At 41.0% G+C, this 24,159-nt stretch carries 23 protein-coding genes; 15 read left to right on the top strand and 8 right to left on the bottom strand.

What is annotated here, in order from left to right; genetic code table 11:
* Nucleotides 1-268 precede the first annotated feature (268 nt).
* The gene (locus AADY36_RS04370) at nucleotides 269-958 is read right to left on the bottom strand and encodes an alpha/beta fold hydrolase (protein WP_054560750.1); all 690 of its coding nucleotides are present in this window, start codon (nucleotides 956-958) and stop codon (nucleotides 269-271) included.
* Nucleotides 959-1,429: 471 nt separating this feature from the next.
* Here AADY36_RS04370 and AADY36_RS04375 point away from each other — a divergent pair, with 471 nt between their 5' ends.
* The 7 genes from AADY36_RS04375 to AADY36_RS04405 all read left to right on the top strand — a co-directional run bounded on the left by AADY36_RS04375 (nucleotide 1,430) and on the right by AADY36_RS04405 (nucleotide 8,942).
* Entirely contained in the window at nucleotides 1,430-2,296 is an 867-nt protein-coding gene (locus AADY36_RS04375) for a hypothetical protein (RefSeq protein ID WP_055198075.1), read from the top strand.
* A 9-nt stretch (nucleotides 2,297-2,305) separates the two neighbouring features.
* A complete protein-coding gene (locus tag AADY36_RS04380) occupies nucleotides 2,306-3,388 on the top strand; it encodes a DUF4785 domain-containing protein (protein WP_054560748.1) in 1,083 nt (360 codons plus the stop codon).
* A gap of 379 nt (nucleotides 3,389-3,767) precedes the next feature.
* Nucleotides 3,768-4,115: a hypothetical protein gene (locus AADY36_RS04385; RefSeq protein WP_342408555.1), complete on the top strand. Its 348-nt coding sequence runs from the start codon at nucleotides 3,768-3,770 to the stop codon at nucleotides 4,113-4,115.
* An 11-nt stretch (nucleotides 4,116-4,126) separates the two neighbouring features.
* Complete coding sequence (locus AADY36_RS04390; protein ID WP_342408556.1) at nucleotides 4,127-4,513, top strand: CPBP family glutamic-type intramembrane protease; 387 nt, start codon at nucleotides 4,127-4,129, stop codon at nucleotides 4,511-4,513.
* 95 nt (nucleotides 4,514-4,608) lie between these two features.
* A complete protein-coding gene (locus AADY36_RS04395; protein WP_054560746.1) occupies nucleotides 4,609-5,331 on the top strand; it encodes a hypothetical protein in 723 nt (240 codons plus the stop codon).
* Between the two features lie 729 nt (nucleotides 5,332-6,060).
* Nucleotides 6,061-6,645 carry an acyl carrier protein phosphodiesterase gene (locus AADY36_RS04400; protein ID WP_342408557.1) on the top strand — a complete coding sequence of 195 codons (585 nt, stop codon included), beginning with the start codon at nucleotides 6,061-6,063 and terminating at the stop codon, nucleotides 6,643-6,645.
* 758 nt (nucleotides 6,646-7,403) lie between these two features.
* Nucleotides 7,404-8,942 carry a glutamate synthase-related protein gene (locus tag AADY36_RS04405; protein WP_054560744.1) on the top strand — a complete coding sequence of 513 codons (1,539 nt, stop codon included), beginning with the start codon at nucleotides 7,404-7,406 and terminating at the stop codon, nucleotides 8,940-8,942.
* A gap of 328 nt (nucleotides 8,943-9,270) precedes the next feature.
* Here AADY36_RS04405 and AADY36_RS04410 read toward each other — a convergent pair whose 3' ends face one another.
* A complete protein-coding gene (locus AADY36_RS04410) occupies nucleotides 9,271-9,579 on the bottom strand; it encodes a hypothetical protein (RefSeq protein WP_058585610.1) in 309 nt (102 codons plus the stop codon).
* Nucleotides 9,580-9,738: 159 nt separating this feature from the next.
* On the opposite strand from AADY36_RS04410, the gene AADY36_RS04415 reads away from it, so the two are divergent.
* On the top strand, nucleotides 9,739-11,052 hold the full coding sequence (locus AADY36_RS04415) for a hypothetical protein (protein WP_342408558.1): 1,314 nt from the start codon (nucleotides 9,739-9,741) through the stop codon (nucleotides 11,050-11,052).
* Nucleotides 11,053-11,192: 140 nt separating this feature from the next.
* Here AADY36_RS04415 and AADY36_RS04420 read toward each other — a convergent pair whose 3' ends face one another.
* Complete coding sequence (locus AADY36_RS04420; RefSeq protein WP_055021315.1) at nucleotides 11,193-12,140, bottom strand: GlxA family transcriptional regulator; 948 nt, start codon at nucleotides 12,138-12,140, stop codon at nucleotides 11,193-11,195.
* Nucleotides 12,141-12,259: 119 nt separating this feature from the next.
* Between AADY36_RS04420 and AADY36_RS04425 the strand changes: the two genes are divergently transcribed.
* Nucleotides 12,260-12,796: a cysteine hydrolase family protein gene (locus AADY36_RS04425; protein ID WP_055021314.1), complete on the top strand. Its 537-nt coding sequence runs from the start codon at nucleotides 12,260-12,262 to the stop codon at nucleotides 12,794-12,796.
* Here AADY36_RS04425 and AADY36_RS04430 read toward each other — a convergent pair.
* Nucleotides 12,777-13,076, bottom strand: coding sequence for a LysR substrate-binding domain-containing protein (locus AADY36_RS04430; protein WP_342408559.1), 300 nt, complete (start codon nucleotides 13,074-13,076; stop codon nucleotides 12,777-12,779). The genes AADY36_RS04425 and AADY36_RS04430 overlap by 20 nt on opposite strands.
* Nucleotides 13,073-13,675: a LysR family transcriptional regulator gene (locus AADY36_RS04435; RefSeq protein ID WP_342408560.1), complete on the bottom strand. Its 603-nt coding sequence runs from the start codon at nucleotides 13,673-13,675 to the stop codon at nucleotides 13,073-13,075. Before AADY36_RS04435 ends, AADY36_RS04430 begins: the two co-directional genes overlap by 4 nt.
* Before the next feature lie 106 nt (nucleotides 13,676-13,781).
* Here AADY36_RS04435 and AADY36_RS04440 point away from each other — a divergent pair, with 106 nt between their 5' ends.
* A complete protein-coding gene (locus tag AADY36_RS04440) occupies nucleotides 13,782-14,615 on the top strand; it encodes a type 1 glutamine amidotransferase domain-containing protein (RefSeq protein ID WP_055198442.1) in 834 nt (277 codons plus the stop codon).
* Between the two features lie 43 nt (nucleotides 14,616-14,658).
* Nucleotides 14,659-15,813 carry an iron-containing alcohol dehydrogenase gene (locus AADY36_RS04445; protein ID WP_055021311.1) on the top strand — a complete coding sequence of 385 codons (1,155 nt, stop codon included), beginning with the start codon at nucleotides 14,659-14,661 and terminating at the stop codon, nucleotides 15,811-15,813.
* Nucleotides 15,814-15,991: 178 nt separating this feature from the next.
* On the opposite strand, the gene AADY36_RS04450 is transcribed toward AADY36_RS04445, so the two are convergent.
* Nucleotides 15,992-16,465: a YqhA family protein gene (locus AADY36_RS04450; RefSeq protein WP_054560737.1), complete on the bottom strand. Its 474-nt coding sequence runs from the start codon at nucleotides 16,463-16,465 to the stop codon at nucleotides 15,992-15,994.
* A 199-nt stretch (nucleotides 16,466-16,664) separates the two neighbouring features.
* Between AADY36_RS04450 and AADY36_RS04455 the strand changes: the two genes are divergently transcribed.
* On the top strand, nucleotides 16,665-17,378 hold the full coding sequence (locus AADY36_RS04455) for a hypothetical protein (RefSeq protein WP_342408561.1): 714 nt from the start codon (nucleotides 16,665-16,667) through the stop codon (nucleotides 17,376-17,378).
* Nucleotides 17,379-17,447: 69 nt separating this feature from the next.
* On the opposite strand, the gene AADY36_RS04460 is transcribed toward AADY36_RS04455, so the two are convergent.
* Complete coding sequence (locus AADY36_RS04460) at nucleotides 17,448-18,116, bottom strand: DUF1826 domain-containing protein (protein ID WP_055021309.1); 669 nt, start codon at nucleotides 18,114-18,116, stop codon at nucleotides 17,448-17,450.
* Complete coding sequence (gene zigA, locus AADY36_RS04465; RefSeq protein WP_287199078.1) at nucleotides 18,116-19,312, bottom strand: zinc metallochaperone GTPase ZigA; 1,197 nt, start codon at nucleotides 19,310-19,312, stop codon at nucleotides 18,116-18,118. The genes AADY36_RS04460 and zigA overlap by 1 nt, the downstream gene beginning before the upstream one ends.
* 435 nt (nucleotides 19,313-19,747) lie before the next feature.
* On the opposite strand from zigA, the gene AADY36_RS04470 reads away from it, so the two are divergent.
* The 3 genes from AADY36_RS04470 (at nucleotide 19,748) to AADY36_RS04480 (ending at nucleotide 23,988) form a co-directional block, all read left to right on the top strand.
* Nucleotides 19,748-21,814, top strand: coding sequence for a catalase (locus AADY36_RS04470; RefSeq protein WP_342408562.1), 2,067 nt, complete (start codon nucleotides 19,748-19,750; stop codon nucleotides 21,812-21,814).
* A gap of 60 nt (nucleotides 21,815-21,874) precedes the next feature.
* Nucleotides 21,875-22,852, top strand: coding sequence for a DNA topoisomerase IB (locus AADY36_RS04475; protein WP_239963565.1), 978 nt, complete (start codon nucleotides 21,875-21,877; stop codon nucleotides 22,850-22,852).
* Nucleotides 22,853-22,989: 137 nt separating this feature from the next.
* Nucleotides 22,990-23,988: a Kelch repeat-containing protein gene (locus AADY36_RS04480; RefSeq protein ID WP_239963564.1), complete on the top strand. Its 999-nt coding sequence runs from the start codon at nucleotides 22,990-22,992 to the stop codon at nucleotides 23,986-23,988.
* The last annotated feature ends 171 nt before the right edge of the window (nucleotides 23,989-24,159 follow it).

Raw genomic sequence — 24,159 nt, forward strand, 5'->3', positions numbered from 1 at the left:
GGCGTGAAATTTATTTCGCGCGATGAGCATAAGATCTATCAGATTGAAAAGTTAGCGAGTTAGAAAGAGTAAAGGGGAAAGTTTGCGAGATGCGAGTTGTAGGAGGCGTTTTAACGCCGAAAAAAGTCATAGGGGAGGCACAACTAACACTACGCTGTTAGCACCTAGCACCTAGCACCTAGCACCTAGCACCTAGCACCTAGCACCTATAACCTATAACCATTCCTACGCGATATAAAATCGCTGCTAAAATCTCGCTAACTTGCAGCTACTGAATCAAACTCACTTGTTTTTCATACGTGTCAGTTTGCAAACCAAAGTGGCCGAGTACGTAAGTGTAGGTGGCATTTTCATTCCATAATCGGCTGCTGTGAATGCCGTACACATAACAAGTGCCAGTTGAGCAGACGATTTGATCAGAGTAGCTTTTTATTGAATACACTTTGTCGCCTAATGCTTCTCCATAAATACTATTTAATAATGGGCTGCCAACCGATAAGCCATAGTAACCACATGTGTTATTCCACACATTGTATGGGTAAACACCACAACTAAGCAGGCCGCGCGCGGCACCTGCAACACCGACAAAGGTATCAACATCTGATGCCATGCCTAGCTTATAAATTTGCTGGGCTGCGAGTGTGACACCCATTGAATGGCCGATTATATCAATCTTACCTGTGCAAGATTGGTTGATTGCAGTAAGAATGGCGTTACGTACGGGCGTTTCTTCACTGCCGTTATGATCGTTGCAACTCGCGCAAGATTTAGAGCCCCAATCTGGGGTGAAAATCTCACTGTCGACATACCCTTTTCGTTTTAATTCGTTGATTGTGTTATTCCAACTCGAAGGGGAGGCGGTATTACCATGTACTAGTACAACGTTATCTTTACATGCTGCAAAAGCAGTTGTGCTCATACCTGCGCAAAGCGCAATCATCGTCAATAGGCGTTTCATTGTGTGTTCTCCTGTCTAACATTTAATTTACAACGTATGAAATTTAAACAGGGCTGGATATAGTACTTTCGTGCAGCGATACTATTTCGCATTGTGCAATGTATATCGTTATATTTTTCTAGCACTGTAGGCGTGAAATTTATTTCGCGCGATGAACAAAAGACCTATCAGCTTTTAGCCGTCAGCTATCAGATTGAAAAGTTAGCGAGTTAGAAAGAGTAAAGAGGAAAGTTTACTCGCACCTCGCATCTCGCATCTCGCACCTCGCACCTCGCACCTCGCACCTCGCACCTCGCACCTCGCACCTCGCCCCACTTTTTCTCCTAAAATCTAATAATTTGTACTTAAAAAACGCACAAAAGTTAAATTAATGTAAATTTATTCTTGCTTTCGTACCTGTTTGGTCTATGTTTTTGGTCGGAGGTCACTCCTCCAACCTGATAGATAAAATGACAATCAACAGGAACACACATGAAAATAAAAACACTCTCACTAGTGCCAGCTTTAATGTTGGCAGCGGGTATCAGCCACAGTGCTATTGCTGCGCAAGGAGTCGCATTTGTGCACGGTACAGGCCAGCAAAGCGATGCGTATAATGACTATTGGACAGGCAGTTTTGTCGACACGGTTCGTCAAGGTTTACCAAACAGTAGTAATTACACGGTCATTAATTGTGACTTTGATCAATACATGTGGGCAGACGCGGCATCTGGCTGTTTAGCAGGGCAGCTCACTACATTTATCAATAATAAAAACATCACTGATTTAACTCTGATCACTCACTCTAACGGTGGCAATGTGGTGCGTTGGATTTTATCTAACCCAACATGGGATAGCCGTTATCCAAATATTATTAGCAAAGTCACGCGTACTATTGCTCTGGCTCCTTCAAGTGGTGGCACGCCGTTGGCTGATGCGGTTATTGCGGGTAATTCGTTCGAGCAAAGCTTGGGTTGGCTTTTAGGTTACGGCAGCGATGCAGTAAAACAACAGCAAGTATCTTGGATGGAATCGTATAACGCACAGTGGCTGTATGGCACACCGAACCGCCCAAGTTTACCATCTCGATTCGAAACCGTGGTGGGCAGTGATGTTGAATCAGCGGTATGGGATAGCGACAGCTATTGTGGGGGTTATCAAAATCAAGTGGGCCTTGAAGTAACGCAAAACTGGTTAGATAGCTGCTCAGATGGCTTTTTAAATTGCAGTTCTCAGTCGTTAGCTGGGGTGGTGTGGTTTACTGATAAATCACGAACCCAAGGTGGTGAGCCTTTGAGTCATCAGCAAAGTCGACGTAACTGTTTTGGCTTGCCAAACATGCTTAAAAACCGAATTTAGGAGCTCGCTATGATTAATAAGTTAACCACAATTGCAGCTGCAATAGTGCTTGTAAGCACAGCAGCGAAAGCTAATGAGCAAACGGTTTATCAGTTTCCTCAAGTTCAACCAGCATCAAGCGCTCAACTACAAACACTTGAAAAAGACAGTGTTGAATATTGGCAGAAAGTTTCGGGTAAAGAGCTTAAGCGCGGTGTGCCTGTCTTTGTAAACCAAGCTGATAACTTTATTCGCATTGCACCAAAAGCACGCTTTGATAGTGGCGAAGTATTTAAGCCTCATGGTTTACAGCTAGATAAGCTGTCGGTGCGAGATGACAACTTTAGACAAATGCCAATGCAAGCCATGGTTGCACGTGAGCAAATGGAAAATGCAGGATTTAGCGATGGTAGTGTTGGCTTAAAGCTAGGTCAGGTAAATGGCAAAGCAATGTTAAGAACAAGCCAAGCGCTTAACGATAATGACACCTACTTGCTGCACGTGATTGAAAAAGGCTCGAGCAATGCTTTACATGCTAAATCGCAGTTTAAAGTGAAAGATCAGCAACAACGTGTTGCTATGCAGCTTAGTATGGGTAAAAAGCGTTTTAAAGATAGTGATGTGAAGTTAACGCTTTCAAGCCCTGATGGCGAAAAGCTAGATGTACGTTACGAAAATGGTGAAGCTCTATTTAATTACCCGCTTGAAACTTTGGGTGCCGCAAATGGTTACTATGAGCTTGAGGCCAGTATAGACACTAAAGTGAATGGCCAAACGGTAAAACGCTCTATAAAAATGCCATTTGTACATAGCTCACAAACCATCAGTATGGATAAAGCCAAAGTCACTGCGCTTGGCAATAATAAATACCAAGCCAAGGTGCCAGTGCAAGTGACCGACTCAGGCCGCTATGCTATTCGTGCAACCTTAACAGGCAAAGGTGATAAAGGTGAGCGCATCAAACTGGCAACGGTTGAAGTAGCAAAACAGATTGATAGTTACGGCAGTTTCACCATGCCTTTTGCGGTCACTCAAGCAGCCAAAGCTCCGTTCGAGCTGGTGGATATTGAGCTTACCGACCAAACGCGAATGTTAAAGTTTGCGGGGGAGTAAAGGATAGCTCTAATTGTATGTTGGGTGGAGCGAAGCGAAGCCCAACAAGTTAGTGAGTTGCTAGGGGGAAGGAGCTATCAGCTTTCAGTCGTCAGCTATCAGATTTTAAATACCCAAGTGAGCGAGTTTCGAGGGACGAGATACGAGGTGTTTTAACGCTGAACAGGTAGCTGCGGGTTTACCCCGCGTAATTTACAGTTTTTCTCTGCGTAGCGCGAAGCGCCTCTATGTACTCTGTGGTTCAATATACTTTGAAAATAAAAATATGCTCAATGTGAATTTGAACTCAAACAAATATCTGTTTAATAGGTTGTTTTTGTGTTTATTATAGAAATTAAACAATAATAAAGTTTGGGCTGCATGCTCACCAAGGACGGTTATGCCAGATATGTATTTTGGAATGCTTGCCAATTTAGGCGTTGTTCTATTCCTCGTTTTAATTTTAAAAGTATTCAATAAAGTAACTATAAACCTAACTTGGTTGCTTGCTACTCTGTTAATTCTATTTTGCTATTTCTTAGCTTTATTTAAAGGTAAAGAACTCATTTCCCTAGATTTAATCTTTACAGATCTCAAATGGAATTGGTCAGGGAAAATAGTCGCTATTTCTCTTTGGGCTTTGGTTTTGGCTTTATTAGCAGCATTTAAAAATGACTTTAAAATCAGGGATGCTGGTTTTACTTTTAGGAAAATAAAAGCTCTATTAAGCCTGCACTCGTTGTTTTAACCCTGTTTGTTGTGTTGCAGATTATTGTAACGCTTAGCCTAGGCGATGGACCAAATTACGATTTTGAAACGCTACTCTATCAAGCTTTTATCCCAGGACTCGATGAAGAGCCAATGTTTAGAGGTGTTTTACTATTTTGTTTTTCATTGGCTGTTGTTTCATCGCGCATCAACTTTTTTGGCTCGCCAATAAACATTGCTGGGTTACTTTTAGTTTTATTATTTGGTCTAGTTCATGGGATTATGTATATCGATGGTGAGTGGCATTTGTCTGTATTCAGAATCGTATTAACTGGGAGTTATGGATTTATTTTGCTGTGGTTAAGAGAGCGGACTGGTAGCCTTGTGTTTCCAATTGTAGCGCACAATATGGTTAACTTTGTTGGGCAGTTAGTTTAGTGCTTGAAGGTATGAGAAATGTACCATTAAGTAGACAGGTTGGCTTAATGGGAAAGTAATGGCAAAATTGTGTTTTAAAAATGGAAACTTAAATAATGGATTATAATCAGCCACTTTCGAAGCACTCCCTAGATTTAAACCTGAGCGACCGAGTTTGGTTTAGGTATTCAACTTTCTATAAAAAGCCAGTATTGCAGGCTGATTCTAATACAAAACTAACGTCGCTACCGGGCCTAGCTGTGCTGTCGGGCGGAGCTGAATTTTTATTTTTCTTTATGACTATCGCTATTGCTGTAATGAGCCTAGTGCTTCAAGAAACGATGCAGCCGATACCTGCTTTTGTAACTTGTGTGAGTTGTTATCTCTGTGTATTTGTTATCAAGCGAATTGTGATTTATAACAAATTTGGATTTGGTCGTAAGTGGGTTATGAGTATATCTAAAGATTCACTCGAAATAGATAGGCAAGCAATAGAGGGCAAAGCTTCAAAAGTTTTGCAAATCGCTAAGGACGATATCCAAGAAATCATTTTTAATTATACTTTGCATGGCAGAACTGGCCATATTGTGAACGAAAAAACGGCCAATTTACACGCTTGTGAAATTCATCAAAAAAGTGGCGATGTTGTTACGCTAGATAGTATGCGAGTAGGTCTTTTTGATGTGCTGTATCTTTTAAAACTCTACGAATACCCACTACTATTCAGAGGTACAACTTCAGGCGGTGCAGGTAATATAGTTATTTTGATTATGCGGTTAATTTCTCTTTCTGCGATCATTTCGGCTCTTGTAATGTTGGCATTTAATTTAAAGTCATAAAGGTGAGTTATTTTTATGGCTAATAGCTGGTAGGTTGGTTAGAGCGGAGTGAAACTCAACGTTTGGAGCCATCAGCTATCAGACGAAAAAGTTAGCGAGATTCGAGTTGTAGGAGGCGTTTTAACGCCGATATTCCAACCCAAAACCAACGCTATGATGTTAGCACCTAGCACTGTAGGCGTGAAATTTATTTCGCGCGATGCTTATCTAAACCACAGAAGCAAGATGTAGGTCGGGCTTTAGCCCGTCAATGTTAGCGATTATGTGTCGCCATAAATGACGACCTACAGTGCTTGATTCATTAGCTCGTAGGTTGGTTAGAGCGGAGCGAAACCTAACTTTGGAGCCATCAGCTTTCAGCCGTCAGCTATCAGATTGAAAAGTTAACGAGATGTGAGGTGTAGGAGGCGTTTTAACGCCGAAAAAAGTCAAATTGGTAGGTATTCCAACCCAAAACCATCGCTATGATGTTAGCACCTAGTACTGTAGGCGTGAAATTTATTTCGCGCGATGATCTATTTAAAACGGGCCATGCAAGCATAACGCTTACCAGGCATTTGATTACGCGATATAAAATAGCGGCTACAATCTTGCTAACTCGCTAACTCGCTAACTCGCTAACTCGCTAACTCGCTAACTCGCTAACTCGCTAACTTGCACCTCGTGCCCCTAGACCCTTTCACCTGTATTCTTTTACAATGCATAAAATGACTTAATTTAGAGAATGCATTGAACTACTTGGCTCACCTTTACTTAGCACAACCGACGGCTGATTCACACTTTGGTAATCTGCTAGGGGATTTTGGTGGGCGTCGGTATTCAGGGCAGTTACCTAATGCGGTTAAAAATGGCCTTGAAAATCATTATTTGGTTGATAGGTTTACTGACTCTCATCCCCTTGTAAAAGAGGCTAAGCAGTACTTTTCGCCAGCACGTAAACGCTTTGCAAGTGTCGCCATTGATGTAGCGTTCGATCACTTTCTTATTCAGCATTGGCAGCGCTTTAATGACCAACCATTGGCTGATTTCAAACAGCACAGTTATGGTCTTTTAAATGCACGCCAAGCCATGATGCCTTCACGCATGCAGCAAGTTGTGATCAGTATGACCAACAATGATTGGTTTAAAGAATATGAAACACTGGATGGGGTCGGCCTTGCCCTTGATAATATCGCCAAGCGAATTCGCTTTGCCAACAACTTTACAGGAGCTGCCGAAGATATTACTCGCCACTACCAACAGTTAGACGCGGTGTTTTTAGCGTTTTTTCCCGAGCTGGTTGAGCATGTGAAGCAAAAGGGGGTGGAAAAGTAAAAGCTTTCAGACATCAGCCGGTAGGTTGGCTAGAACGGAGTGAAACCCAACAAGTTAGCGAGTTACAAGGGGAAAGAGTAAAGGGGGAAAGAGTAAAGGGGAAAGAGTAAAGGGGTAAAGAGGAAAGATACGAGTTTCGAGGGACGAGATACGAGATGTAGGAGGCGTTTTAACGCAGAACAAAAATAGAGATATTAGATATCAGTCGTTAGAAATCAGATTAAATCAAAAGAGCTTTAAGCTATAAGTTTTAGATGATTGTGCGCCATATATAGCCATCAGCTATCAGATTTAAAACCCAACAAACAAGCTGAAACTTGCCCGTAGGCGTGAAATTTATTTCGCGCGATGGTTATTATCAAAGAGGTAATTTGTAAGTCGGGCTTCAGCCCGTGAGTGTTAACGGTTGCTTTTCGCCATAAATAACGATCTACAATGGGTTATATCTGTGAAGTTTGCTTTTAATAATTCCTCTTAAGCGCAGCGCCTCTTATCCTCTTTGTGAAAATCCCCCTCACTGTGGCTTACAAACCGATTTACCTCTTACATTAAAATACGAAATGGCTGATATCTTGGCTGCTTGTTGCGGTTATATAGTCGATTAGTGATAGCTAAGTGAACTTCTAGGCGCTTAAAAGCTCGTTATTTAACTGAGCTGAACTACCCTTTGTAAAGCAAGTAAGCCTTGAATTAATACTTACCTCAATCGCAGTACCTTGAACATAGCAATGTAATGTAGCAACCGTGAGGGAACAATAATGAGCAAACCCATAATTGCAGCCGTTTCGCCGAAAAAAGTCACCTTAGAGCAGGGGCAAGAATACTATTTTTGTGCCTGTGGGCGTTCTAAAAACCAGCCATTTTGTGATGGCTCACATGCCGGAACCGATTTCAAACCCAAAGCATTTACAGCAGAAGAGTCGGGCGATGCCTATTTATGCCAATGTAAGCACACTGCCAATGCGCCGTTTTGTGATGGCAGTCACAAACAATTTGATAAAAGCCAAGTTGGTCAAGAAGGGCCAGGCGTGCAAATTCAAGCCTCTGATTTGCCAGTTGCTACTGCAACCAAAGAAGAGCCCACCGTTGAGCTTATCCATCAATTAGCACGTGAAGGATTATCTAAGCTTGGGCACCATGGCCCTATGGTGTCGATGGGCGTGCCACGATATCAATTACCTAAATGGGATGATTTACAGCTAATGGTGGCGCAAATGGCAACGCAACCTTTAATGGAAGATGTTGCTGTTAATACTGAGCTTGTGATTGGCCCGCGAGCGAAAAAGCCATTAAAGCTGGCTATTCCATTATTTGTTTCTGATATGAGTTTTGGGGCTTTATCTGAAGAAGCTAAAGTATCTTTAGCGAAAGGAGCAGAACTTGCTGGCACAGGTATTTGTTCGGGTGAAGGCGGTATGCTTCCTGAAGAGCAGCAAGCCAATTCACGGTACTTTTATGAGTTAGCAAGTGCAGGCTTTGGTTATAGCGAAGATAAATTAAAGAACGTTCAGGCCTTTCACTTTAAAGGTGGACAAGGCGCAAAAACGGGTACTGGTGGGCATTTGCCGGGCAATAAGAATGTTGGCAAAATCTCTGAGGTTAGAGGAATTGAAACGGGTACTTCGGCGATTTCACCACCAACATTTAAAGACTTACACAGTGCGGCCGATTTCAAAAAGTTTGCTGATAGAGTACGCGAGGTAACGGGCGGTATTCCAATCGGTTTTAAACTGAGTGCTAATCATATTGAGGAAGATATTCAATTTGCGCTCGATGCGAGTGCCGATTACATCATTCTTGATGGTCGTGGAGGCGGTACAGGCGCAGCCCCTGAGATTTTTAGGGATCATATTAGCGTACCGACTATTCCTGCACTTGCCAGGGCAAGAAAGTACTTAGATGAACAAGGTGCAAGTGATGTTACTTTGATCATCACTGGCGGCTTACGCTTGCCAATTGATTTTGTAAAAGCACTTGCGCTTGGTGCTGATGGGGTGGCGATTTCAAATAGTGCAATGCAAGCAATCGGCTGTGTTGCTGCGCGTATGTGTAACACCAATAACTGCCCTGCAGGGATTGCCACACAAAAGCAAGATTTACGTCAGCGCCTAAATATTGAAAAGTCGGCAAATCAATTAAAGAACTTTTTTGAAGCTTCAACTGAGTTAATGTCGGTAATGGCGAGGGCATGTGGTCATGACTCTTTAGCTAAGTTTAATGCTAATGATCTAGCAACGTGGCACAAAGATATGGCGTTGTTATCTGGCGTTAAGTACGCAGGTGTTGGAATAAGTTAGCGAGTTAGAAAGAGTAAAGGGGGAAGTTTGCGAGATACGAGACGTTTCAACGCTGAACAAAGATGGAGCTATTAGATATCAGTCGTTAGAAGTCAGATTAAAAACTCAACGAGTTAGCGAGTTACTTGACACTAGTGGTAGGTACTCTAGTGTTTTTAACTTGCTAACTTGCTAACTTGCTAACTTGCTAACTTGCTAACTTGCTAACTTGCTAACTTGCTAACTTGCTAACTTGCTAACTTGCTAACTTGCTAACTTGCTAACTTGCTAACTTGCTAACTTGCTAACTTGCTAACTTGCTAACTTGCTAACTCACAACTCATTCCATTTAATCGTCTGGGCCTTTTAGGGTAAACACTAAATGCCTGCGCATGTCTTTTAAAATCACGCCTTTTTTCAGCATTGCGCCACTTAGGCGTTTTTGCCATTTTAATAGTTCTGGGGTCGCTGCATCGAGTGATTGCTGGTTTTCAAATTGAAAACATAATAGCAATGAGCCTGGGAATAAGTGGTATTCCACATCAAACCAGCATTGCAACATGCCTTCAAGTTCTGCGCGACCTTGCTCTTCAAGGGCGTCGGCAACATTTAATACAAGGGCTTGCTGTTTTAATTGTACTTTAGAAAGCTTTTTCATTTAAAAACCAAAATCGAGTCGAAAAACTAATTATACCTAAGCTTTGATTGCTGCAAAAACTTAACGTTCATTTACACTGAGTGAAAAATAAAACTTGCTACCGTATTACACAAATATGGATAATAAAGATTGAATATTTATAATTTAAAGGATTAATAAATGAAGCAATTTCTTAAGCTACCTCTACTCACTGCTATCGTACTTGCATTGACTGGATGTGGGGGGAGTTCATCAGACGAAAGCAGCTCTGGAAACCAAGGTTTAGGTGACAGAGGAGCTAGTGATTTACAAACAATATCTTTAAAAGCGCGCAATTATAGCTTTCGATGCTCTGATGTACCTTACCAAGCCGATATTGTCTTCCATGCTGAAAATGGTTCACCGATTGGTTTTGCTAAAACGAATGAAGAGGGAGTGTTCTCTGATACGGTTCCAAAAGGCACTAAACACATCTCAATCTTGGGGGAGACAGTAGAAGACGCTGAAAAATATACGTTTATTTCTTCTGAACTAGATATTGAAGGACGCTCAAACTTAGGTACCTTTAGTTTTTTTGACTCTAGCTTAAACTGTAGTTGTGAAGATTATCAACTTGACACTTCGCAATTAGGAAGTATTTCCTATGACTACACTTTAGGTTTGGATAATGGTACGACATTAGGTGATACTTATTCAGTGTGCCCTGAAGACAATAAACTTTATATTCAAGCTAAATCTAAATATGGCTACGATGCAAAAGCCGCGATTATTGAAATCCCTAAAAACTCAAATACGATAGAAATAAAAGAGTCTGATTTTATCCACCAAGGTGTTGAAGTTCTTGCTGATTATAACCCATATATCGACTATACCAGCACCCGAGGTTATTTTTTAGAAGAGCACCAATATCACCTTATTGATTTTTCATTTCTTAGCAACTCTGAATATCTTTATGTATTCCCATCAGCAACTGAACATAATTTTCATGTTCAAGTAAATTCTGAATCACAAAGTATAGAAAGTGGCACTATGAGAACCACTAGTTATGCTAGAAGTCGTGTGGATAATGACGGTAGCTTTGAACTAACAGCTTTGCCTGAAATTTCAAATGAAATTGGAGACAGCTTACTAAATTTCGTAAGTAGTTCTGATTTGAATTATGATTTTAGTAGTGCTGACAGTCGCTTTGCTCGTGTTTATTGGTCATTTAGCTTTTTAGTTGATGATGCAGCCGCAACGCGTTTTGATTGGCAAATTTCTGGAGGGATCCGAGGTGAAATACCTGACTTATCGTTTGGTAGTGTTTTCGCGGAACCTGTAGCTGACGTTACGGCAGAGAAGGTGAACATTTTACTTTATGGTTATGCTGGTAATAATACAGATAAACAAACTTATGAGCAGCTGTTAGAAACCATTGCTGAGGGGGGGCATCTCGCAAACCCTAAATTTAGTAACTATGTGTATTTATCAATAGATGCGGCAATTAATCGATAACTTCATAAGCCACCTTAGTTAAGGTGGCTTTTTAGAAATTGGCAACATTTAATACAAGGGCTTGCTGTTTTAATTGTACTTTAGAAAGCTTTTTCATTTAAAAACCAAAATCGAGTCGAAAAACAGATTATACCTAAGCTTTACGCTTGGCGGAATGCATTACGCCAGTCTCGCGGTGATAAACCAAACTGAGAGCGAAAATGATGGCGTAAAGTAACAGATGAGCCAAAGCCGCATTGCTCGGCTAAATGTTCTAATGGTAAATCAGTTGACTCAAGAAGTCGCTGTGCGTGGTTTAAACGTTGATTTAACAGCCACTGCCCAACGCTCTGACCTGTAAGCGATTGAAAGTGGCGGGTAAAGGTGCGTCGGCTCATGTGCATTTGCTCTGCGAGTGTATCAATCGTATGGTTGCTGGCTAAGCTTTCTAGCATCTGTTCAAGTAAGCTTGCTAAACGCTCATCAGCAACACTTTCGGGGACGGGTAGGGCAATAAATTGTGTCTGCCCACCAGTGCGATACGGAGCCGTTACCATCATTCTGGCAATAGCATTAGTTTGCTCGCTTCCTAAAAATTTGCGAACCAAATATAAGCAGCAATCAATAGCTGCTGCTGTTCCTGCCGATGTATAGAGCTGGTCATGTTCAAGGTAAAGTACTTGATTGTTAAGTTTCACTTTTGCAAAGCGAGCTTTAAAGTCATCGCTGTATGCCCAGTGGGTGGTTGCTTCAATATTATCTAAAAGCCCAATGTGTGCTAACGCATAAGCTCCTAAACAGAGCCCTACAATAATAGCGCCACGGCTATGAGCGTTTAGCAAACTGGTTGCTAATTCTTTAGAGGGGGCTGTTTCAGGGGATGGCCAAGACGGAATAATTATAATATCTGCCTGATCAAATTTTGTTATTGAGTGGTGCGCTTGAATATCAAACCCCGCACTTGAGGGCATTACCTGTTCACATTCGCTGCACACTGTTAAATTAAATTCTTTGATACCTGCCGAGCGAGCGCCCTCACCAAACACCATACATGGTACTGCAAGATGAAATGGGCTGATATTAGGAAATGCGAATACTGCAACATTCATGGTAAAGCCTTATTAAACACTTTGGCCCAATATTATCGATAAATGGTATTTGGGTCACTGTTTGATACGTTAAAAATTCAGCAAACTAGGGTTCAATAAAATGAAAAAGGGCTCATACAATGACAAACACAGCATTACTAATTATCGACTTACAGAATGATTATTTTGAAGATGGTGCATTTCCTTTATGGCAGGCTAAACAAGTAAAAGATCAGCTAGTAGATGTGATCAAACAAGCAATAGAACGCGGAGTTTTACCTATTCATATTCAGCATGTTGCTGATCCTTCTCTTGGTTTAGCGCCATTTTTTAATGAAGGTACAAAGGGTGTTGATATTCATTCTGATATTTTAAATGCAGCACCAGAAGCCCCTGTGGTTGTAAAACACTATGCTGACAGCTTTCATCAAACCAATTTAGAAGATGTGTTAAAGCAGCATGGTATTAAAAAACTTTTGATCGCAGGTATGATGACGCAAAACTGTGTGACTCATACAGCTATCTCAGAGCAAGCTAAAGAGTACGACGTAGAAGTTTTAACGGATGTGAGCACCACAGTATCTGAAATGCTACATTTAATCGCACTAAATGCGCTTGCCCCACGAGTAAAACTGTTAGACGCAAAGCAAGCCTTGCTTAGTTTGCAAAGTAGTTAATATTTGCAAAGGCCGAAATAACATCTTTGGCAAATGCAATACGGGGGTGCTTTAATGCCCCTTTGTTCCAAACTAAGTAAATTATGTTTTCTGGGCCTTCGGGCCCTAGTTGCACAAGCTCTCCGGCTTTTATCTGATCGCGACATAGGTAATCGGGTAATACAGAATAGCCAATGCCTGAGCGAATAATATTGCTAATAGCACGTATGTCCGGGCAAATAGCAATGACATTTGAGTGGCATTTTGCGTTGAATACAGCTTCAAAGTATTGTCTTATCAAAGGCAGCTCTTCATCATAAGCAACGACATTGTAGCTTGAGAGTAATCTGCGGTAATGGCGCTGTCTTTGATTTCTCGGCCATGTAAACGGTTCATCACCAAAATGAGCTTTTCTTTGTCGAGCACAAGGCTATCAAATAGTGCTGGATCAGGCGCTGATGCGGCAATAGCAATATCTGCAGTACCTGATTGCAAGGCATCAAAAATTCTCACTTTATTACCAATATGCAGAACAAGATTTACATTGCCAGATTGCAGTAAGTTGGCAATTTGTGGCCCCGATACACTACTAATATATTCGGCAGGTCCTGCAATATTAACAGTGCCATGTGCGGCATCAGAACGTGCCCGTATCGACATGATCTTTTGCTCTAATATATCGATATGACCAGAAACCTGAAGTGCTAGATCATGTGCTGCTGCTGTGGGGGTAACGCCACGGGCTTTGCGCTCAAATAAAGATTTACCAACTACAGCTTCCATTGCTTGAATGTGTGAGGTCACCGAAGGCTGAGATAAGCCTAAATTAGCCGCTGCCTTCGTAATATTTTTACAACGATAAACTTCAACAAAGGTTTTTAATTGCGTGAGATAAGACATGTAAAAGTACGAGCCATAAATATTCTGATTGCTCCTCTTAATTTATCCGAATTCTACTCGCCCCGCAAACCAACTATGATGGCTGTACTTTCTTAAAGGATGAGTTATGAAAAAGATATTACAGCGACTAACGCTTGTTGCTGCATCAACTATGTCGATGTTTGCAGTGGCGGGTGAAGGCGAAGTATTGGTTATTTTATCAAGTGAAACAACCATGGACTTAGCTGACGGCCAGAGCATCGAAACAGGCTACTACCTAAATGAGTTTGGTGTGCCTGCGAAAGCATTAGTCGATGCGGGTTATGAGCTTGTACTTGCAACACCCAAAGGTAATGCGCCTCAAGTAGATAAAAAATCAGTGAGTACCGACTACTTTGATGGTAATGAAGCTAAAATGCAGAGCATTCAGCGTTTTGTAGCATCACTACCAGATATCAAAGATACCGCAAGTTTAAGCGAAATTTTAGCGGGTGACTTAAGCCAATATGAGGCTGTGTTTATCCCAGGCGGCCATGCGCCTTTAATTGATTTAGCAAACAACCCAGAAGTGGGTGAAATTTTGCGTCACTTTAATAAGCAAGGTAAACCAACAGCGGCAATTTGCCATGGCCCAATTACGTTGTTGTCGGCACAAGTTCAGCCAAATTCTTATTATCAAGCGATAAAAGATGGCGAAAAGGCATCGGCCAATAACTGGATTTATGATGGCTATAAAATGACTATTTTTTCAGACCCTGAAGAGCGTGTTTTTGAAAGCAGTTTAGAAGGTAAAAAGCTTAAGTTTTATCCTGCTATGGCAATGGAAAACGCCGGTGGAAATATGGCATTCGCTAGTGAGTGGCAGCCAAACGTGGTTGTTGACCGCGAACTCATTACGGGGCAAAACCCGTTTTCAGATAAATTATTAGCAGAAAAGCTTTTAGAAATGTTAGCTAAGTAAATTAGCTAATTAGCAATTTAAACCTAATTTAAGGGGCATTTAAATGTTGAACTTTATTTATAAAAATCAAACCGAAATTTTGTTTGGTAAAGGTCAAATGAGTGAGATCACGTCACGTTTACCAGAAAACGCTAAAGTACTATTACTTTTTGGTGGTGGCTCAATAAAGAAAAATGGCGTATACGACCAAGCAATGAGTGCATTAGCCGATGTTGACGTGATTGAGTTTGGTGGTGTTGAACCTAACCCAACATACGAAACGCTGATGCAAGCTGTGGCAACTGCTAAAGAGCAGAATGTTAACTTTATTCTAGCTGTTGGCGGTGGCAGCGTTATTGATGGCGCTAAGTTTGTTGCAGCAGCTTATAACTTTGCAGGTGAGCCGTGGGATATCCTTGTTAAAGGTGCTGAGTTTAGTAACCCGCTTCCTATTGGTGCAGTTTTAACTTTACCTGCAACTGGCTCTGAGAGTAACGGTAACTCAGTGGTTACTAAAAAAGAGACGTCGCAAAAACGTGCTTTTTCATCACCGAGTGTGCAACCTGTTTTTGCAGTACTTGATCCTGAATATACTTTTTCGTTACCAGAGCGCCAAGTAAGTAATGGTGTTGTAGATGCGTTTGTACACGTTATTGAGCAGTACTTAACTTACCCAGTAAACGCGCCATTACAAGACCGCTTTGCAGAAGGTATTTTACAAACCTTGATCAGCGAAGGGCCTAAAGCACTAAATGAACCGCAAAACTATGATGTAAGAGCCAATGTTATGTGGTCGGCTACAATGGCACTGAATGGCTTGATTGGTCAGGGTGTACCGCAAGATTGGTCTACGCATATGATTGGTCATGAATTAACAGCCCTTTATAACCTTGATCACGCACAAACACTAGCGATTGTTTTACCTGCGCTAATGCATGTTCAAAAAGAGCAAAAGTCTATTAAAATACAACAACTTGGTGCGCGAGTGTTTGGTTTTAATTATAACGATGAAGCTGAGCAAATCGATAAAACGATTAAAGCAGTGCAAGACTTCTTCGAAGCAATGGCTGTGAAAACGCGCCTTGCTGATTATGACCTTGATGAACAAGCAATCGATGCGGTTGTTAAAAACTTAGAAAAGAATGAGATAACTACGCTAGGTGAACACGGTGATATTGATTTAGCGAAAGTTAAGCAAATATTAGCGCTTGCACTTTAGGACTTAAATTTAAAGGCGTAACATGAAGTGTTACGCCTTTTTAGTGCTTAAAAATCGATTTGCTAGAACTGGCTAAAGATAGCCAAAAGAGCGGTTTACTTGAGCAGTTTAATGCGTGATGAAAGAGCAATATCAGCTACGTTACCCCAATAAATAAACTAATGTAGGTGAGTGTTCACTATTTCATTGAGCGCCATGCAAAGGTCGAAGCTGCAACAACAATCGCAATAGAAATACCAAGGTAGAGGGTTTCAATTGTGCCACCAAACTCAACGGCGTGCTCTAAAAACAGAATCACCAAAATGACAGATGTTACTTGCACTAAAGTAATTTTTAAGTCATGAAAATCTTCGATATGAAAGGCGGCCAAAAACTGGCTACTCTTTGTGGTTGCAGGCGAAATGAATAGCCGGTACAGGCTGATGGTAATAACTTGAAGAGTAATACCAATGAGTAATAGATCGAGAATTTTTAAAAGCTCGACTATCATCTCTTTCCCTCCCTTAGCAGAGTCAGGCAATGATATAAGTGTCGTTTTAACAACATTAAAAACGATGTTCACACAGGTTATGTAAACAAGTAACGATGAAATTGCTGTAGTGATAATCGCGATGATGACTAAAAACCGACTATTTTGAAAAAGGCGCTCCATATCAGCTCACATATATAAATTTCTTTGTTATACCAAGCTTAGCTGGTTTTTGATTATATACAGCACGTTCATTAGCTAAGGGGGCTTAACTTATTAGTTCTTTAAGTATTTACGTGCGAGCTCTGGTTGTGTATAAGTTTAAGGAACAAAAAGGTTGCTTCTATTAAGCATTAATACAAAAGGGATTTTTATGGGCTCGATGGCTAAGCACTCACTCGAACTGGATTTAAATGATAAAAAATGGTTTCGATATGCTGCCTTTAAAGGAAAATCGTCACTAACTGAAGAGTCAATAACAGAACTAGAATCTCTCCCAGGCTTAGCGACGTTATCTGGGTGGGCCGAAGTGTTTTTTGCGCTTATAGTATGCGTAATTTCGCTATCTAGTTTTTATTTAGTAGATGCTTTTAACCCATGGCTGGCTTTTTTAGTTTGTCTTACAAGTTTTTTGGTCGTGTTTATTACCAAGCGCATCATGACTTACAAGAAGTATGGCTTTGGTTCTAAATGGGCAATGAGCATAAGCAAGGATGAGCTCAAAATTGATAAATTGACTTTTAAAGAGCACCAAAATCACACTCTCACCATTGCTAAAAACGAAATCGCAGAGGTTTTGTTTCACTACACGATGGATCTAAAACGCAAACGAAAGTTTGGCGAACCACGAATTAGATTACCCACTTTGCATGTTTGTGAAATTCACTTAAAAAATGGCGATACCTATGAAATTGACGGGATGCGGGTAGGACTTTTTAACGTGTTATATGTAATGGTTTTTCATGGCTACCCATTAAGCTTTAAAGGCACTTTTGCTGGTGGCGCAAGGAATGCCTTAATTTTGTTACTAAGGATGTTTGCCCTATCGGCAATTGCAAGTGCGCTCAGTATGCTTTTCATTAATTTAAAGCCTTGAGCAGTTGTAGCGTGTTCTTAAATGAAATAGCGCCTATTAGAATTAATAGACGCAGTTGGTACGCTCGTATTAAGCAATAAAGTCGAGGGTTACAAGTAGCCGTTTTTCGCCAGTAGCGAGTGCTGGTGAGCGGTGCACAAGGCCTTTGCCTTCGTTATCTTGCCAAGTTTCGCCTTTTAATAGAGCTACATCACCCACATTAAGAGAGTGAATTTTAGTATTTGCTGTCATTAATCCTGATTCTTCATCACTTAATCCTTGGTGACCTGCGCCAAGTTTAGTGCGATCAAGTCCTGCATTTTGCAACCACTGTGAGCCACTACCACAATATGTACTGACTAACCGACAAGGGACTCTGTCAACATGAAAACGTGGGCACATGGCTCGTTCAAGTACTCTTAGGCGTAATCCGGTACGTTTTAATTCGAACAAATAACAAAACATATCAACGAGCTGAGCGAGATCGGCTTTAAGCTCTTCTGCTTGAGGTAGTTTTTCAAGGGCCTTATTTATGTCAGCCACAATGGTATTTTGATTGATCATAGCGTTAATACTGAGATCTGGGTTGGCTGTAATACTCTCAGCTACTTCTGCTTGCAGCTGTTCAGTTAAGTTACGCTGCCAAATTGCAATGTTATGCTCAGGTTTATATATTTGTGAAAACACCACAGGGCTTAGCGCTGTTGCTGCCGCTGATGGTAGGTTATCAGTGTCATGTTCTAATGCGTAGGCTGTCATTATGCTTCCTCCCAAACAGGAAATGGATCGGGCAGGGTTTGCCAAAGCGCTTTGCCTGCTAATAGTTCATCGTCGCTAAGTAAGCAGCTATCGAGAGCTTGAATGATCGCTGCTTGATTGAGGTTTTGACCAATAAAAACCAGCTCTTGGCGCATATCACCAAAGGGCTCTTGCCATACTTGGTTAATTGAATCTAAGTAGTCGCTATCTGTTGGCCACTGATCTTTCGGTAAGGCTTTCCAAAATATCCCGCCAAAACCATAGCGGGCTATGCCGCCTGCTTGATTCCATTGGCAAGCAAATTGGGGTCGAGAGGCTAGCCAAAAGTAGCCTTTAGAGCGAAGTAGTTTGCCTTCGCGTTGATTGTTATGAATAAAGTTATAAAATTTTTCAGGGTGAAAAGGGCGGCGGGCCTCGTAAGTAAAGCTGCTAATACCGTATTCTTCGGTTTCTGGGGTATGCTCGCCGCGTAGCTCTTTTAGCCAGCCAGGTGCTTGCTGAGCTTTTTCAAAGTTAAACAGGCCCGTGCCGAGAACTTTATTGATATCAATTTGGCCATTTTCAATGGCAATAAGCTCTGCAGAGGTATTTAATGAGCTTAAAATGGCTTTTAAACTCTCAAGCTCATCGGCGCTAATTAAGTCTGTTTTACTAATTAAAATGACATCAGCAAACTCAACTTGATCAATGAGTAGGTCGGCCACGCTTCGCTCATCTTCATCACCTAAGTGTTCGTTGGTTTCTTGTAAAAATTTGGCTTCGTTAAAGTCGTTTAAAAAGTTAACGGCATCAACGACCGTGACCATGGTATCAAGTCTTGCAACATCAGAAAGTGACACGCCATCTTCATCGGCAAAGGTAAATGTTTCGGCAACCGGAAGGGGCTCTGAAATCCCGGTTGACTCAATAACCAAATAATCAAATTGCCCCGTTTTCGCTAAAGCGCGTACTTCAATGAGTAAGTCTTCACGCAAAGTACAGCAGATACAGCCATTGCTCATTTCTACTAGTTTTTCTTCGCCGCGGCTTAGCGAAACATCGTTTTTAACTGTTGCTGCATCGATGTTTATTTCGCTCATATCATTGACGATTACAGCCACTTTTTTGTCTTCACGGTTATTTAAAATATGGCTGAGCACAGTGGTTTTACCTGCACCTAAAAAGCCAGAGAGCACGGTGACGGGAAGTTTGCTCATGGTAGTGACCCTTAATTAGATTAAACAAAATACGGTAAATGTTTTGTTATAATATATCAATAGAGGGGCGGTTAGGAATAGTTGTTATGTATTATTGCAAGATAAAGGTTAACGATAGTGAAGTGTAATACGCTATCGCATTGCTTTTTATTAGTGAAAGCTGAGCTTTGCTGTGTGCTTACCTAAAAAGACGAAGTTAATAAATGCCGAATGTTGAGTGTATTTTATGGTGGGGAGGGTAAATCTAAAGTAGGAGGTTTAGATTGTTTTAGTTAGAAAAAATTACACAAATTGTGTAATAAGTTTATTTACATGTTATTTAATTTGATTTTAACTTATTGATATTATTGGTTTTAATTTTGGCTTTTTACTTGCTACTAGTTTTCCTAAATTTACGTAATAACAATTTAACGAGTTTAAAATAAAGGGAAACTTATGCCGGAGTCATTTAAATATTCAGGTCAAAAGGGGCATGGAGGTGAGCTACATCAACATGCAAATAATCAGTATTCAACAATGACTACAGCACAAGGCTGTCCTGTTAGTGATAATCAAAATTCCTTGTCAGCAGGGAAGCGTGGTCCAACATTAATGGAGGACCATATTTTTCGTGAAAAAATGTTTCATTTCGATCATGAGCGTATTCCTGAGAGGGTTGTGCATGCTAGAGGTTATGGGGCACACGGTTACTTTGAAACTTACGAAACACTTGAAGAGCTGACATGCGCGGATATATTTCAACGAAAAGGCGAGAAAACACCTGTATTCACTCGGTTTTCAACGGTAGCTGGTAGCAAGGGCTCGCCTGATTTAGCAAGGGATGTGCGCGGATTTGCTGTTAAATTTTATACAAAAGAGGGAAACTGGGATTTAGTTGGTAATAACATTCCTGTGTTTTTTATCCAAGATGCGATGAAATTCCCAGACTTGATCCATAGCGCTAAAGCTGAGCCTGATCGTGGTTTTCCGCAAGCTCAAACGGCTCATGATAATTTTTGGGACTTTATTAGCTTATCGCCTGAATCTATGCATATGGTCATGTGGGCGATGTCTGATAGAGCTATTCCACGTTCATTACGCTTTATTGAAGGATTTGGCGTTCACACATTTAAGTTTATCAATAAAAATGGTGAGCAAAAGTACGTTAAATTCCATTGGAAACCTAAATCAGGCATGCAATCAGTGGTTTGGAATGAAGCTGTTAAAATTAATGGAGCAGATCCTGACTTTCATCGCCGTGATATGTGGGAATCAATTCAAAATGGCGATTACCCTGAGTGGGAACTTGGCGTACAGGTATTTGACCAAGCTTTTGCCGATGACTTTGAGTTTGATGTATTTGATGCCACAAAGCTTATCCCTGAAGAGCAAGTACCCGTTAAGATCATTGGTCGAATGGTTTTAGATAGAGTGGTTGATAATTTTTTTGCAGAAACAGAGCAGGTTGCTTTTTGCACACAAAACATAATTCCCGGAATCGATTTTACACCAGATCCACTATTACAAGGGCGTAACTTCTCATATTTAGATACTCAAACAAAGCGATTAGGAGAGCCAAATTTCACTCATATCCCTATTAATGCACCTAAATGTCCAATGCACCACTTTCACCAAGATGGTCACATGGCAATGCATAACCCCAAAGGAAGAGTAAATTATGAGCCAAACTCTTGGCAAAGTGATGAAAACAATCCAAGAGAATGTCCTGTTCATGGCTTTAAAAGCTCTGATGATGAAGCGCAAGGTAGCAAGCTAAGGTATCGATCAGAAACCTTCAGTGATCATTACAGCCAAGCTAGGCAGTTTTATCTAAGTCAAACTAAGATAGAGCAATCACATATCCAGGACGCATTAATTTTTGAACTGTCAAAAGTGGAACATTTAGCTATTAGGGAGCGTGTGGTGTCTCATTTACTAAATATTGATAGCGAATTAGCTAAGTTAGTGGCCTCTGGTTTGGGTTTGCAAACAATGCCTGAACCTGCTGAGGCTGCACTAAAAACTCGCCAAGATTTACCTGTATCTGATGCACTGAGTATTCAAAAAAGTGCTTTGGCTACTTTTGAGGGAAGGAAGCTCGGTATTCTCGTTAGTGATGGCTTTGACGATCAGCTATTTAATTCATTAGTTAGCGAACTAAACGAGCAAGGTGCGAACTTTGAAGTCATTGCAGCCCAGATCGGTGGAGCGAAAAGCTCTACTGGTGTTCACCTTGGAGCAGAGCAAGTTATTAACGGCGGCCCTTCTGTTTTATATGATGCAGTTGTTTTACTGACATCAGAGGAAGGTGCTAAAGAGTTAATTAAAATTCCAGAGGCGAGAGATTTTGTTTCTGATGCGTACTCACACAAAAAATTTATTGGTTTTACTGAAAGCTCAATTGAGTTGTTAAAAGCTGTTGGCTTAAATGAAGACCAAGACGACGGCATCATTAACCTAGAAACGTGCAAGGCATGTGACTTTCTTCAGACACTAACACAACTTCGTTATTGGCAACGATAACTCATCTTTCAAGGCGAGGGCTACTCGCCTTGAGTAATAATTATATAGTGAGAAGGTGCAGTGAAATTAATTTATGTTGATGATAATTTGCCCGGTATTACTCGAAAAAGTCACTCTAAATGTTGGCTTTACTACGACCCAACAGGTAAGCGGATTAATGATAAAAGTGAAATCGCCCGTTTAGATGCACTAGCATTCCCTCCTGCATACAAAGATGTTTGGTTTTGTCCTGAAGAAAATGGCCATATTTTAGCAACTGGTTACGATACAAAAGGGAGAAAACAATACCTTTATCACCCAGATTTTAGAGAGCAGCAGGAGATAAAAAAGTTCGAAGTGTGTGAGCTTTTCGGAAATAAATTACCCTTACTTAGAGCAAAGTTAGCTGAATATTTAGAAGGTAATACACTTGATTATCAAAGGACAATAGCTGCAGTTGTTAGATTGATGGATTTAGGCTCTTTAAGGATAGGGTCTAAACGTAACGCGAAAGAAAATAATAGTTTTGGAGCGACAACTTTACGTCGCCGCCATGCGAAAATAACAGGGAAAAATATTCGCTTAGAATATAAAGCTAAATCAGGCAAAGTGAGAGAGGTTAACCTTACAGATCGCGTTTTGAGCTCCATTATTAAAGAGTTGCAAGATTTACCCGGACAAAACCTGTTTCAATACAAAGAGGATGGTGAATGTATTCCCGTGACCTCACGTGAAGTTAATCAATTTATCCAGCATGTAATGGGAGAGGAGTTTAGTGCAAAACACTTTAGAACCTGGCGTGCAAGTGTTTTAGCATTCGAAGCTTTTTATAATGCAAAGAAAAAGCTCCCTTTGTGCGACATGCTAGAAACGGTATCGAGCCATTTGGGTAATACGCCAACGATAGCCCGTAATTCTTATATTCACCCGGCGCTTATTGATTTATGTAAAAAGGATGAAAACAACCAGGTTGGTTTAAGAAAGCAGTTAAAACTGCCCCGTAAAACGAAGTATTTGAATAGATACGAGCGAGGACTTCTACTCTTTCTCGGCCAGTAGATATTTCTATTTCTGGTAGTCAAGAAATACCAATTCCTGATAGCAACAATGACAGAATAAGTAAGACTATTTGGCAGTGTACTAATCGGTACAACTAGTTTAACTTTTTGCTAAATAACTGCTCATTAAGGATTTATATGCGTTTAGCCAAACTGTTGTTAGCATTTTCTATTACTTGTTTACCTTATACGTTATCGGCAAAAGAGCCATTAGCACCAAAGCTCCCAGAGGCTATACAAGAAATTTACCCTACAGTAATGAACCAACATATTTGGGTTGCAGGGGGGATCTCTACCGAGCTGCCAGCATCAACGGGTAATATGACTGCAAAAGTCCATTATTGGTCACCCGAGTATGCAAGTTGGAAATCAGCTCCTAGTTTGCCTGAAGGGCGTCATCACACGTATTTAATTGCAGTAGAAAACAGATTATTTGCCTTTGGTGGTTTTGTTAATACACAAGGCCAGTGGACCAATAGCCGTGATGTGTTAATGCTAGATAAGGGCGCTAAAGCATGGCAAAAGGTGGCGAGTTTGCCTTTTGCGTTAAGTGAGACTGTGGGCGCAGTGCTTAATGGTAAAGTACATTTAGCTGGTGGCCGTAGCCCAAATAGTGAGAAAAATGGGCAATGGCAACATAGTTTAGATGTGAGTGCGCATTTAATTTTTGATCCTAAAAGCTTCACCTTCAAAGAAGCCGCGCCCTTACCTTCGGCTAGAAATAGTGCGGCGAGTGCACAAGTAAACGGCCGTTGGTTTGTGTTAGGTGGCAGAACAGTTGGCGGCGAGCCTATCACTGACATGCTCGAATACTTACCCGAAACAAACACCTGGCAAGCACATGCAGCACTCCCTAAAGCACGAGCAGGGCATGCGGCGGCAGTTATTGATAATGCTATCACTGTGTTTGGCGGTGAACATAGCCAAGGAGTTGACCGTGAGGTTTTTAGTTATGATTTAACCAAGCAGCAATGGCGCAAAACTTTCGAATGGCAAACACCTCGCCACGGTTTAGGAGCTGTTACATTAAACGGCGAAATTTGGCTAGTGGGTGGTGCCACAAAGGTAGGGCTTTCTGAAACGAGCCGTGAAGTTAATAATGCACAAGTGACGATAAGCAATACCAAACCGCAATAATACTTAATCATTTTGAGGGATTAAACCTGTCGCTATCTGCGTTAAAAATTTCTGACTTACGACTGCATGGATGCAGAAGGTAGAGCAATGCAGGTGCAATTGCTGAGAACAACTAAATAACGAAATTTTTGCCTTGCTATCAACGAGGTTTTATTGCCTCAAAATAGATCA

The sequence above is a fragment of the Pseudoalteromonas sp. D15MCD-2 genome (assembly GCF_038562745.1).
In the GTDB taxonomy this organism is placed as follows: domain Bacteria; phylum Pseudomonadota; class Gammaproteobacteria; order Enterobacterales; family Alteromonadaceae; genus Pseudoalteromonas.

Coding starts and splice junctions, on each gene's coding strand:
- AADY36_RS04370 (WP_054560750.1), bottom strand. CDS start 958: ATGAAACGCCTATTGACGATGATTGCGCTTTGCGCAGGTATGAGCACA.
- AADY36_RS04375 (WP_055198075.1), top strand. CDS start 1,430: ATGAAAATAAAAACACTCTCACTAGTGCCAGCTTTAATGTTGGCAGCG.
- AADY36_RS04380 (WP_054560748.1), top strand. CDS start 2,306: ATGATTAATAAGTTAACCACAATTGCAGCTGCAATAGTGCTTGTAAGC.
- AADY36_RS04385 (WP_342408555.1), top strand. CDS start 3,768: ATGCCAGATATGTATTTTGGAATGCTTGCCAATTTAGGCGTTGTTCTA.
- AADY36_RS04395 (WP_054560746.1), top strand. CDS start 4,609: ATGGATTATAATCAGCCACTTTCGAAGCACTCCCTAGATTTAAACCTG.
- AADY36_RS04405 (WP_054560744.1), top strand. CDS start 7,404: ATGAGCAAACCCATAATTGCAGCCGTTTCGCCGAAAAAAGTCACCTTA.
- AADY36_RS04410 (WP_058585610.1), bottom strand. CDS start 9,579: ATGAAAAAGCTTTCTAAAGTACAATTAAAACAGCAAGCCCTTGTATTA.
- AADY36_RS04415 (WP_342408558.1), top strand. CDS start 9,739: ATGAAGCAATTTCTTAAGCTACCTCTACTCACTGCTATCGTACTTGCA.
- AADY36_RS04420 (WP_055021315.1), bottom strand. CDS start 12,140: ATGAATGTTGCAGTATTCGCATTTCCTAATATCAGCCCATTTCATCTT.
- AADY36_RS04425 (WP_055021314.1), top strand. CDS start 12,260: ATGACAAACACAGCATTACTAATTATCGACTTACAGAATGATTATTTT.
- AADY36_RS04435 (WP_342408560.1), bottom strand. CDS start 13,675: ATGTCTTATCTCACGCAATTAAAAACCTTTGTTGAAGTTTATCGTTGT.
- AADY36_RS04440 (WP_055198442.1), top strand. CDS start 13,782: ATGAAAAAGATATTACAGCGACTAACGCTTGTTGCTGCATCAACTATG.
- AADY36_RS04445 (WP_055021311.1), top strand. CDS start 14,659: ATGTTGAACTTTATTTATAAAAATCAAACCGAAATTTTGTTTGGTAAA.
- AADY36_RS04450 (WP_054560737.1), bottom strand. CDS start 16,465: ATGGAGCGCCTTTTTCAAAATAGTCGGTTTTTAGTCATCATCGCGATT.
- AADY36_RS04455 (WP_342408561.1), top strand. CDS start 16,665: ATGGCTAAGCACTCACTCGAACTGGATTTAAATGATAAAAAATGGTTT.
- AADY36_RS04460 (WP_055021309.1), bottom strand. CDS start 18,116: ATGACAGCCTACGCATTAGAACATGACACTGATAACCTACCATCAGCG.
- zigA (WP_287199078.1), bottom strand. CDS start 19,312: ATGAGCAAACTTCCCGTCACCGTGCTCTCTGGCTTTTTAGGTGCAGGT.
- AADY36_RS04470 (WP_342408562.1), top strand. CDS start 19,748: ATGCCGGAGTCATTTAAATATTCAGGTCAAAAGGGGCATGGAGGTGAG.
- AADY36_RS04480 (WP_239963564.1), top strand. CDS start 22,990: ATGCGTTTAGCCAAACTGTTGTTAGCATTTTCTATTACTTGTTTACCT.